Source organism: Verrucomicrobiota bacterium (assembly GCA_019247695.1).
Lineage (GTDB): Bacteria > Verrucomicrobiota > Verrucomicrobiia > Chthoniobacterales > JAFAMB01 > JAFBAP01.
In genome coordinates this window covers 49083-59637 of the sequence record JAFBAP010000089.1, presented here as the reverse complement: position 1 = coordinate 59637, position 10555 = coordinate 49083, and the positions used below count along the sequence as shown (strand labels likewise).

9 protein-coding genes are annotated in these 10555 nt (G+C 61.6%); 6 read left to right on the top strand and 3 right to left on the bottom strand.

Annotated elements, in window-relative coordinates; all coding sequences use genetic code 11:
• Positions 1 to 134: 134 nt before the first annotated feature.
• The gene (locus JO015_10215; protein ID MBV9999475.1) at positions 135 to 605 is read right to left on the bottom strand and encodes a SufE family protein; all 471 of its coding nucleotides are present in this window, start codon (positions 603 to 605) and stop codon (positions 135 to 137) included.
• 149 nt (positions 606 to 754) lie between these two features.
• Positions 755 to 1612, bottom strand: a complete 858-nt coding sequence (locus JO015_10210; protein ID MBV9999474.1) for a sulfurtransferase — start codon at positions 1610 to 1612, stop codon at positions 755 to 757.
• A 535-nt stretch (positions 1613 to 2147) separates the two neighbouring features.
• On the opposite strand from JO015_10210, the gene JO015_10205 reads away from it, so the two are divergent.
• The 3 genes from JO015_10205 to JO015_10195 all read left to right on the top strand — a co-directional run bounded on the left by JO015_10205 (position 2148) and on the right by JO015_10195 (position 6847).
• A complete protein-coding gene (locus tag JO015_10205; GenBank protein ID MBV9999473.1) occupies positions 2148 to 3518 on the top strand; it encodes an FAD-binding protein in 1371 nt (456 codons plus the stop codon).
• 71 nt (positions 3519 to 3589) lie between these two features.
• Complete coding sequence (gene xylB / locus JO015_10200) at positions 3590 to 5077, top strand: xylulokinase (protein ID MBV9999472.1); 1488 nt, start codon at positions 3590 to 3592, stop codon at positions 5075 to 5077.
• A 78-nt stretch (positions 5078 to 5155) separates the two neighbouring features.
• Positions 5156 to 6847, top strand: coding sequence for an isovaleryl-CoA dehydrogenase (locus JO015_10195; GenBank protein ID MBV9999471.1), 1692 nt, complete (start codon positions 5156 to 5158; stop codon positions 6845 to 6847).
• A gap of 321 nt (positions 6848 to 7168) precedes the next feature.
• On the opposite strand, the gene JO015_10190 is transcribed toward JO015_10195, so the two are convergent.
• On the bottom strand, positions 7169 to 8479 hold the full coding sequence (locus JO015_10190) for a class I SAM-dependent methyltransferase (GenBank protein MBV9999470.1): 1311 nt from the start codon (positions 8477 to 8479) through the stop codon (positions 7169 to 7171).
• Positions 8480 to 8675: 196 nt separating this feature from the next.
• On the opposite strand from JO015_10190, the gene rimJ reads away from it, so the two are divergent.
• The 3 genes from rimJ to JO015_10175 all read left to right on the top strand — a co-directional run bounded on the left by rimJ (position 8676) and on the right by JO015_10175 (position 10541).
• A complete protein-coding gene (gene rimJ / locus JO015_10185) occupies positions 8676 to 9236 on the top strand; it encodes a ribosomal protein S5-alanine N-acetyltransferase (GenBank protein ID MBV9999469.1) in 561 nt (186 codons plus the stop codon).
• Positions 9237 to 9321: 85 nt separating this feature from the next.
• On the top strand, positions 9322 to 9870 hold the full coding sequence (locus JO015_10180) for a DedA family protein (protein ID MBV9999468.1): 549 nt from the start codon (positions 9322 to 9324) through the stop codon (positions 9868 to 9870).
• A gap of 311 nt (positions 9871 to 10181) precedes the next feature.
• Positions 10182 to 10541, top strand: coding sequence for a hypothetical protein (locus JO015_10175; protein MBV9999467.1), 360 nt, complete (start codon positions 10182 to 10184; stop codon positions 10539 to 10541).
• Positions 10542 to 10555 lie beyond the last annotated feature (14 nt).

Here is a 10555-nt window from a genome sequence, read left to right as displayed (position 1 = left end):
GGACCTTGATCTACTCCCACCAAACGTTCCAATGGTGGGTGGAGGCTTTTAGAAAGGAGCCACGCGGCATTAGCAACGCTGCTGGACTCAGCTAGCGGCTCCGAACCCAACACCCAACCCCTCCGACCTCTGAGCTAAGAGGCAGCGGCACGTGCCCGAGTCAGGTAAACACGCGCGATTCCCTTCATGCGCGTCAGCACATAATACACCGTGTGACTGCGGGCCCGGACCAGGTCCGCGCCGATGATTTTAGGGACGAAATCACCCGGCACCTCGATCACCTCTTGTAAGAATGCCTTGTCCAGGCCACGGCACAGGATCGACGTCATCGCACGCGTGAGCGTCTGGACCTGCGGTCCGAGCGAGACGCGGAAAACCACCCGCTTATCCGGGCTTACCTTAAGGAACACGCCAACCGTATCGGTACACTCTTCGTCTTTGCGCACGTCTTCGAGGTCGAAGGTTTCTCCCGGCTTCGGCGCCCACTTCGGCGCCTGTTCCGCGTAAGAAATGAGCGTTTCGCGCCTCTCCTCGTCGGGCAAAGATTGGAAAAGGTTGATGATGGTTTGCAGGCCACCAGGGTAGTGAGATTCGCTTTCCACCATCCCTACAGATCCTAGCTCATCCAGTTTCCCGCAATTCATTTTGAACGACGCATCGGGTGCGCAGGCCGGATCCCGGGCAACGGCCGGTCAGTGCCGTTGCCCTCTCAACCGGCCAAGGAGCCGCCGGCCTGTTGTTGCCCCCTTTACCTTTACGGTTTTTCAATCGGAGCACGAACGGCGTTGCCCCATTCCGTCCAGGAACCATCGTAGTTCCGGACCTTATTGAACCCCAGCAGCTTGGTCAGCACAAACCAGGTGTGGCTCGAGCGCTCACCGATGCGGCAATACACGATCGTCTCGTCATCCGGTTTGAACCCCAGGTTCTCTTCGTAGATTTTCCGCAACTCGTCGACGGGCTTGAACGTGCTGTCGGCATTCGTCGCCGTCTTCCACGGCACCGATTTGGCCCCGGGCACATGGCCGCCGCGCAAAACCCCCTCTTGCGGATACTCCGGCATGTGGGTGATCTCTCCTTTGAACTCGCCCGGCGAACGCACGTCAACCAGCGGCTTGCGTTCCTTGCTCCACTGCAGCGTGTCGCCAAAAAAGGCGCGGATCTCCTCGTCGTTCCGCTTGGCCGGGACCGGATAATCCGTTGCCGGATAGTTCGGCTTTTCTTTGGTTAATTCGCGGCCTTCGGCCGTCCATTTGTCGCGGCCACCGTTCATGATGCGCAGGTCCCTGTGGCCGAACAAGGTGAACACCCACAGGGCGTAGCACGCCCACCAATTGGATTTATCGCCGTAGAACACGACGGTGGTATCCGGCGTAATACCAATTCGGCTTGCGAGTGCCGCAAAGTGTTCCGGGGTAAGGTAATCGCGGATGACGGGATCGTTCAGGTCCTTGTGCCAATCCACGTGAACCGCCCCGGGGATATGTCCGGTATCGTAAAGCAACACGTCTTCATTGCTCTCAATAATGCGGACGTTGGGATCATGCAGGTGCTCGGCAACCCACGCCGTACTCACCAGCGCCTCTGGATGCGCGTATTCGGTCGTAGCCATAACGGAGAAAGCGACCCTTGCACAAGTCGCAGTTTTGTTCAAAACGAAAAGTACACATCCCGGTAGAGTTGTGGACATGGAGAAATGCCACAAATGAAGAATGGCGGGTAACGGGTAACGGGTAACGGGTAACGGGTGCGGAGTTCGGAGTTCGGAGTTCGGTCACACGGCGGGCACAGCGGGTTTGGCGGGCACAACGTAAGAGTTCACACGGCGAACACGGCGGGCCACGGCGACCACGGCGGGAAGAGGGAGGAGGGGAAAGGGTTCGGAGCGGCATCATGGGGGGTGGGTGCGAGTGTCAACCTTTGAGTTGCCGCCAGGTCCCCTTAATCTGTGTCAATCTGTGTGATCTGTGGATGTTTTCTCTTTTCTGCGTCCTTCTGCGTGTTCTGCGGATGATTTAATCTTCCCGCCGTGTTCGCCGTGTGAACTCTTACGTTGTGCCCGCCGCCCCGCTGTGGCCGCCGTGTGACCGGCACCCGACACCCGACACCCGACACCCGGCACCCGACACTCTGTGGCATTTTCTTCCATGCTCGATTTTGTGGAACGTTTGCAGGACCGGTTGCCTGCCGGCCGGGTAGTTACCGCGCCCGAAATTCTGGCCGCGTACAGCCGGGATAAATGGTTCGCCAGCAACCTGCCCGACGCCGTGGTCTTTCCAAAAGAAACGGCTGATGTGGCTGCTGCGTTGCGCTTTGCGAACGAAACTCAGATCCCCGTAACCGCCCGGGGCGCCGGGTACGGCTACGTCGGCGGATGCGTCCCGAGCCGCGGCGGGATCGTGATAGCGTTAGCGCAGCTCGACCGGATCAAGGAAATCAACGTGCCGGACGGGGTGGCGATCGTTGAGCCGGGGGTGGTGACCGGTGAATTGCAGCGGGAAGCCCGGGCGCGCAACCTTTTCTACCCGCCTGATCCGGCAAGTCTCAAGAACAGTTCCATCGGCGGAAACATTGCCACGAACGCCGGCGGCCCGCGTTGCCTGAAATACGGCGTGACCCGCCATTACGTCCTCGGGTTGGAAGTGGTCCTGGCCACGGGTGAAATCGTGCGGCTGGGCGGACGCACGATGAAAAATAAGACGGGGTTCGACCTGGTCGGGCTCTTTGTCGGTTCGGAAGGCATGCTGGGGGTGGTCACGGAGGCGACGCTGCGGCTGCTGCCTCTTCCGCCGGCGCGTGGTTCGCTTTCGGCGAGTTTCCCTGACATCGAGGCGGCGGCCGCGGCGGTACAAGGCATTCTGGCGGCCGGCTTTTTGCCGTCGGCGCTCGAAATTGCCGATCGTTTTACCTTGGAAGCGGCGCGGGGGCATTTGGGACAGCAGATCGTGCCCGCGGGCGAGGCACACTTGTTAATTGACCTGGATGGCCAGGAGGCCTCGGTGTGCTCGGAACTCAGCACCCTGGCGAACCTGGTCAAAGCTCTCGGAGCCTGGACCGTTGACTCGGCGCAAGGGGAAGGGCCGTGTGAAAAGTTATGGGATCTGCGGCGCGGTTTCTCGGAATCCCTCAAAGCCACCGGCTTGAAGAAGCTCAACGAGGATATTGCGGTGCCCCGCGGCCGCCTGGTGGATCTGGTGCGATTTGCCGGGCAACTCCAGGATCGGTACGGTTTTCCGGTGGCGTGCTTTGGCCATGCGGGTGACGGCAACATCCACGTCAACATCATGGTGGCGAACCCGGATAGCCCGGGCGAGCAGGCCAGGACGGAACAGGCGCTCGACGAGCTCTTCCGGCAGGTGATTGCGTGGGACGGCGCCATTACGGGCGAACACGGGATCGGCCTCGCCAAAAAACGGTGGTGGCCCCAGGCGGTTTCACCCGAAAATCTGGCCCTTCATCGCGTCATCAAGCAGGCGCTGGACCCGCACGGGATTCTTAACCCGGGAAAATTTCTGTAAGCCGCCGGCTACCATCTCAGGCCGAACGGGTTGTACTGCGGCGAATCCTGCCTGAACTTCAAATTTACTCTATGCCACACCTGCTCGGACTCGACCTTGGAACCTCCAGTTTAAAAGCCGTTGTGCTGAATACTCAGGGAAAGGTGGCCGGCCTGGGACACGCCGAATACCAGATCGACACTCCCCAACCCGGGGCGGCCGAGCAGAACCCGGAGGGCTGGTGGCAAGCCGCCATCGAAGCCACCCGGCAGGCCTTGACGCAAGCGGGCGAAGCGGACGTGGCCGCGGTCGGTTTTTGCGGGCAGATGCATGGCGCCGTCTTGCTTGACCGCAGCGGCCGGCCGGTCCGGCCTGCGATCATCTGGGCCGATCAGCGCAGCGCTTCCGTCCTTAACCGGGTCGAGCAGTTAGTCGGGCCGGCTGAACTGGGACGGACCTGCGGCACGGCGCCGGCAGCCGGGTTTCAGATTGCAACCCTGGTCTGGTTGCAGGAGCATGAACCCGAGAGCCTGGCGCGGGCGCAAACCGTTGTCCTGCCGAAGGATTACGTGCGTTACCGGCTGACGGGCACCATTGAAACCGATGAAACCGACGCTTCCGCCACCGGGCTGTTTGATGTCGCCAACCGGCGTTGGCCGCAATCAATTCTGGAGCGATTAAAACTCGATCCCGCCTTGTTGCCGGCAGTTCGGACCTCGGCGACGGTTTGCGGCGAGTTGCGAGCCGATGCGGCGGCTCTCCTCAACTTGCGCCCGGGAATTCCCGTGGTGACCGGCTCCGCCGATCAGCCGGCGCAAGCCCTTGGCAACGGCCTGCTCGATCCGCCGCTGGGCTCCGTGACTTTGGGGACCGGCGGACAGGTCTTTATGCCGTTGACCGAGCCGGCGGTCGATCCGGAACTTCGCCTCCACACCTTCTGCCACGCGCCTCCGGACCGCTGGTACCTTCTGGGGGCCATGTTATCGGCTGGAATGGCCCTTCGCTGGTTCAAACAACGAACCGGCAACCTGGACTACGCCACCCTGGACCGGTTGGCCGAAGCCGTTCCCCCCGGGAGCGAAGGCCTGCGCTTCCTGCCTTACCTCGTCGGGGAACGGTCTCCGTTGATGGATGCGAAAGCCAGGGGCGGATTCATCGGCCTGACCCTCCGGCATGACCTCGGTCACCTGACTCGGGCGGTACTGGAGGGCATCGCTTTCAGCGTGCGCCACATCGTCGAAGTCATGGAGGAGGTCGGGGCGCGGCCGGAACGTTTCATTGCTTCCGGCAATGGGCTCGGCAGCCCGGTCTGGCGCCAGATGCTCGCCGACGTGTTGAACCGCCCGTTGTACCGGTCGCACGACCCGTTTGCCGCCGAACGCGCCGGCGTCGGCGCCGGTCTGCTGGCCGGGATCGGCGCCGGGATTTTGGAGGGCATGGCTTCGATCAAGGCCCTGGCTCCAACCTTCAACGAGGAGACCACGCCCGACCCGGACCGGGTCGCGGTGTACGACCGCGCCTACCACGATTTTCGCGAGTTGTACCCGCGCCTGCGTCCTTACTTCCATAACCAGGAGTGAGGCGCAGGCTGCCCCTCCCCGGCGCGCGGATTACCACGACACAGGGGCGGCGTTATGGTAGTTTGACTCGTTCACTCCATGGGCGCCCTTTACCCTCCCGATGCCGTTTTCAACCAGCCGCCGCCGTTGGAAGATTACAACCTCTTCGAGAGCGACTCCGCCTTGAAGGAGGCGGTTCAACGCGAAGGCGCCGGCTGGATCAACGCGGACGCATCCAGGTTCGGAGCGTTTTTAGGCCGGCCGGAAACGATCAACCTGGGCGTCCAGGCAAATCGGTTTGCACCGGAACTGAGAACCCATGATCGATTCGGTTACCGTATCGACGAGGTCGTCTACCACCCGGCCTACCATGAGTTGATGCGTATCGGGATCGAGGCGCGGTGTCATTCGTTACCCTGGGTGGAAAGCCGTCCGGGAGCTCAGGTCGCACGGGCCGTCTTGCTGATGCTCCGGCACCAGGTCGACGAAGGCTCCAGTTGTCCCCTGACGATGACGTTTGCGGCCATCCCGTCGCTCCGCCTGCAGCCGGAGCTCGTGGCGGAATGGGAACCCCGGGCCCTGTCGTCCGTTTACGACCCTCGAGCCATCCCGGCGTCCGAAAAAGGCGGTGTCCTCTTCGGAATGGGCATGACGGAGCGGCAGGGCGGCAGCGACGTCCGGGCGAACACGACGTGGGCGGAATCCGTCGATGGCGGCGGTCCCGGCCGGGAGTACATCCTCACCGGGCACAAATGGTTTTGCTCCGCGCCGATGTGTGACGCCTTCTTTATCCTAGCACAAACGGTGGGCGGGCTTTCCTGTTTTCTGATGCCCCGGTGGCGTTCGGACGGAACCAGGAACGCGTTTCATCTTCTCCGTTTGAAGGACAAACTGGGTAACCGCTCGAATGCCTCCGGCGAAGTGGAGTTCCGGCGCGCGTCGGCACGATTGGTCGGTGAAGAAGGCCGCGGGGTCGCAACGATCATGGAGATGGTGCGCCACACGCGCCTGGATTGCGCGCTCGGATCGGCGGCAGCGGTGCGCAAGGCCGTCGCCGAAGCCACGCATCATGCGGCTCACCGGTCGGCGTTCGGCCGCCGGTTGATCGATCAGCCGCTCATGCGAAATGTGCTGGCTGACTTATGCCTGGAATCCGAAGCGGCGACCACCCTGGCGATTCGCCTCGCGCGTGCGTTCGATCGTTCGAAGGAAGATCCACGCGAGCAAAAGTTTGCCCGCATCGCGACGGCCATCGCCAAGTACTGGGTCACTAAACGGACGCCCGTAATCGTCGCCGAAGCGTTGGAATGCCTCGGCGGAAACGGGTACATCGAAGAATCGCCGCTTCCGCGCCTCTACCGGGATGCTCCCCTGAATTCTCTCTGGGAAGGCGCCGGTAACGTCCAATGCCTCGACGTCTTAAAGGCGATGCAAAAGGATCCGGAGACCATCGCCGCACTCCGGCAGGAGCTTGCGTCAACGACGGGGGCAAACTCCATTTTTGATCATTTTATCGCGTCCCTTCTTTCGGCAAAGGAGATCGCGGGTGCGGAGTTCGGCGCCCGCAGGTTGGTGGAACAGTTGGCGCTCGCTTTGGAAGCGTCCGCCTTGATCCGAAGCGGGAACCAGCCGGTGGCGGACCTTTTCTGCGCCGCCCGTCTGACGGAGAGACCCGGCCTGGCATTCGGAACATTGCGCTCGGAAGAGGGCGTGACACTGCTGCTCGAGCGGGCCCAGCCTAGAACAGGTCACACGGCGGGCACGACGGAAGAGAGCGGGCACAACGACTGAGGTCACACGGCGAACACGGCGAGCCACGGCGACCACGGCGGGAAGAGGAAAGAGTTCGGGGTTCGGCGTTCGGGGTTCGGAGCGAAAGAGAATGCCACAAGCGGAAAAATGCCACAAATGAAAAGGCGCCGGGCGGCATGGCTTTCCGCCGTGTGACCTTAATCTGTGTCAATCTGTGTAATCTGTGGATGTTTCAGCTTTTCTGCGTTCTTCTGCGTGTTCTGCGGATGATTTAATCTTCTCGCCGTGTTCCACGGAAAAGGTGGACCCGGTTGTACAGCGCCTCCGAACTCCGAACTCCGACCGCCGAACCCCGAACTTCTATGCCGTGTGATACCAATCGTCGCGCGTCAGAGGCAGGCGCGCGTTGCCCGCCTGGTCGACTTTCGCCAACAGCGTCTGGTAAACGGCAATTTGACCGCGCGCGAAGTTGTGGGCTGACCCGGCCATGTAGAGCCGCCAGGTGCGGTAGGTGGGTTCGTCCACGCAGAATCGCGCTTCGGTGTAATGCGCTTCCAACCGTCGCACCCAATGGCGCAGGGTGAGCGCATAATGCTCACGCAGATTTTCAACATCGCGGATTTCGAACCCCGCCGGCTCGGCGGCCCCGAGGACAGCGGGCAGCGGCGGGATGTCGCCGTCGGGAAAAACAATACGATAGACGAACGAATCATTGGGGTCGACGGGCAATGCCGCCACACCCTCGCCGATGGCGTGATTCAGGAACACGCCGCCGGGTTTAAGGGTATCGAAGGCGATTTTGAAGTAGTCCTTCAGCCGCTCGCGTCCGACGTGCTCAGCCATCCCGACGCTTACCACGGCGTCGCACGGGCCATCGCAATCCGGGGCGATCTCGCGATAGTCGCGCAGTTCCACCGCGACCCGATCTTTCAGGCCGGCCTCGGCGATGCGCGCGCGGGCCCACTCAACCTGCGGTTCGCTCAAGCTGACGCCGAGTGCGCTTACCCCATAGCGTTGGGCAGCGTACATGACCAGCCCGCCCCAGCCGCAACCGATGTCGAGTAACCGCTGGCCGGGGCGCAGGCGCAGCTTGCGGCAGATGTAGTCGAGCTTGCGTTCCTGCGCCGCATCGAGACTGTCATCCGGCGATTTAAAATACGCGCAGGAATAGACCATCCGGGAGTCCAGCCAGAGCCGGTAAAAATCATTCGACACATTGTAGTGAAATGTGACCGACCGCCGGTCCCGCTCGCGCGAATGACGTTTGCCGCGCAAATCGGGCAGGAACCGCCCTGCGGCCGCCCGCAGCCCCGAGCTTTCCCCGGGCAAAGCCAGCAGCGCCGCCGCCAGCTTGAGCTTCGTCCGCCAGTCCCGGACCCGGGTCAGCAGAAAATCGCCGATGTCGAACGCCGCCTCGATGTCCCCTTCGAGGTCAAAATCATCATACAGGTAGGCTTCAGCCAGACCGATTTCCGAGCCGGGCAGGAACATCCGGCGGAGCGCATCAGGGTCTTTAAGCACGATCGTCGCAGGACGGGGCCGTCCATCAGGCCACGGCGTTCCATCCCAAAGCCGCACGGCTACCCTCTCGAGGGGGCAACCCGCAAAAATTTCACTCAAAACCTGAATGGTCCGGTGTTCAACGGACCTCTGCGTCGTGGCCGCCTGCATCGTTGCCTTGCCCACGTCAACGTTCTAAAAAATTAACCGCAAAACGCCAGCTCAGGTTTGAGAAAAGTCTTTTGAGAAGCGTTGAAACGTCCAACTCGCGGGTAAAATCGAACCGGCAAGGAGTAAAGTAACCGAGCCGATCGTTGCAGGTTGAGCCCTCGCCGGCACTGCGATTGCAGAGAAGCATCTCCACCCGATGAACCGACTCTTGCCACGCATCGAGACGCCGCGCACCATCGTCCGGTTGGCGGAAGCCGGCGAAGCGCCGCTGGTCCTGGATTATTACCTGCGCAATCGTCAGCACCTCGAGCCGCTCGAACCGTTGCGCAGCGCCAATTTTTACCAGGAGAACGCGTGGGCGGCGCGGATCTCGTATTTTCTGGAGAGCTTCCAGGCGGACCGGTCCCTCAACCTTTTCGTGTTTTCCAAAACCAACCCGCCCAGAGTGATCGGCGCGATCGGGTTCAGCAATTTTGTCCGGGGCGCTTTTCACGCCTGCTACCTGGGATACAGCATTGACAAGGCGCATGAAGGCCGGGGCTACATGCGCGAGGCGTTGCAAGCCTCGATTTCGTACGTGTTCGTCGAGCTCCGCTTGCACCGCATCATGGCCAACTACATGCCGTTCAACCGGCGTAGCGGCGGGTTATTGCGCCGGCTTGATTTTGTGGTGGAAGGTTACGCCCGCGATTACCTGCAAATCAACGGCGTCTGGGAAGACCACGTGCTGACAAGCCTGACCAACTCCGAAATGTGACCCCATCGCGAGTTGCGCCGGGGCGGTTTCCGGGCCAGATACTCCGTTACGCCGGAAGCAGTTTCCGAAAAATCTCGCATCGTGCATGACCACTCCAGCGGCTAATCATTTCCTGCTCGTCGGGCTGTTTTTCCTCCCGTTCGTGAATGAGGATTCAGCCGTGGTGAGCGCCGCTTTGATGGGCTGCCAGCGAGTTTTCCCGTATTGGGAAACCTTTATCGCCTGTGCGCTCGGGATGTGGGTCAGCGATTTTGGCGTTTACATCGTGTGCAGATTGGGCGGGCGCCCGCTGCTTGAGTCCAGGTGGGCGCGGCGGCTGCTCCCCCTGGATAAAACGGGTCAAGCGACCCGCTGGTTCCATTTGCACGGGGCCCTTGCGCTGGTTCTCAGCCGGTTCGTGCTCGGGATTCGGACCGCCCTGCTGGTGGTTTCCGGCCTGGTGGCCTACCCGAGCCGCCGCTTCCTGGTGGTGACCTTTTTCGGCGCGTTGGGCTGGTTGTTCCTGGTCTTTTCGCTGTTTGCAACGTTAGGTCCAGGCGCAACCGCCCTTTTCGGCCTGCGTTGGGCGATCGCCCTGGTCGCGGTTACGGGCGGCGGCACGATGATGGCCAGAAAAGTGCCGCGGACTCAGTAACGGGTAGCTGGTCTGGTAACGCCTAACGCCTCCTCCTCCTCTTCCCGCCGTGGTCGCCGTGGTCCGCCGTGTTCGCCGTGTGAACTCTTACGTTGCGCCCGCCCAACCCGCCGTGCCCGCCGTGTGACCGAGCGCCGAACCCCGAACCCCGAACTCCGAACCCCGAACTCCGAACTCCGAACTCCGAACTTTAACCGGTACCCGTTACGCGCTACCAGTTACGAGTTGCCAGTTAGTTACCCGCCACCGAGTTTGTGGCATTCTAATCACCTATGCGGTCTATTCGAACCCTTACGATTATCACGTTGCTCATGGCGATCGTCCTCCCGGCGGTAGCCCTGGGCGAAGTCATCCTCAATTTCCCGCTTCGGAAAGCAGATGGAACCCAAGTCGTTTACCAGTTCCAGGTTCCAGGCACCCTGCCTGCCGAACCGTTTGAGCAATCGACGGCAGCGCAACACGCCGCGGGCGTCGCTGCACTTTCGTGGGCAAAAAACTTCTACAACGCCCATGACATTTTTATGACCTCGGTCAACTTCAAGGCGGATCCGATTCCGCATTACCTGGCCACCTTCAATGGCGATGTCGGCGGGGTACGCCAGGAATTCTATGCCGTGGTGCTGGGCGGAAATTCGGTGCTGGAGCCCGTCAGGGTCGTCGCGGGGCCGTAGTAGGACCGTAAGGC

Coding starts and splice junctions, on each gene's coding strand:
- JO015_10215 (MBV9999475.1), bottom strand. CDS start 605: ATGGTGGAAAGCGAATCTCACTACCCTGGTGGCCTGCAAACCATCATC.
- JO015_10210 (MBV9999474.1), bottom strand. CDS start 1,612: ATGGCTACGACCGAATACGCGCATCCAGAGGCGCTGGTGAGTACGGCG.
- JO015_10205 (MBV9999473.1), top strand. CDS start 2,148: ATGCTCGATTTTGTGGAACGTTTGCAGGACCGGTTGCCTGCCGGCCGG.
- xylB (MBV9999472.1), top strand. CDS start 3,590: ATGCCACACCTGCTCGGACTCGACCTTGGAACCTCCAGTTTAAAAGCC.
- JO015_10195 (MBV9999471.1), top strand. CDS start 5,156: ATGGGCGCCCTTTACCCTCCCGATGCCGTTTTCAACCAGCCGCCGCCG.
- JO015_10190 (MBV9999470.1), bottom strand. CDS start 8,479: ATGCAGGCGGCCACGACGCAGAGGTCCGTTGAACACCGGACCATTCAG.
- rimJ (MBV9999469.1), top strand. CDS start 8,676: ATGAACCGACTCTTGCCACGCATCGAGACGCCGCGCACCATCGTCCGG.
- JO015_10180 (MBV9999468.1), top strand. CDS start 9,322: ATGACCACTCCAGCGGCTAATCATTTCCTGCTCGTCGGGCTGTTTTTC.
- JO015_10175 (MBV9999467.1), top strand. CDS start 10,182: ATGGCGATCGTCCTCCCGGCGGTAGCCCTGGGCGAAGTCATCCTCAAT.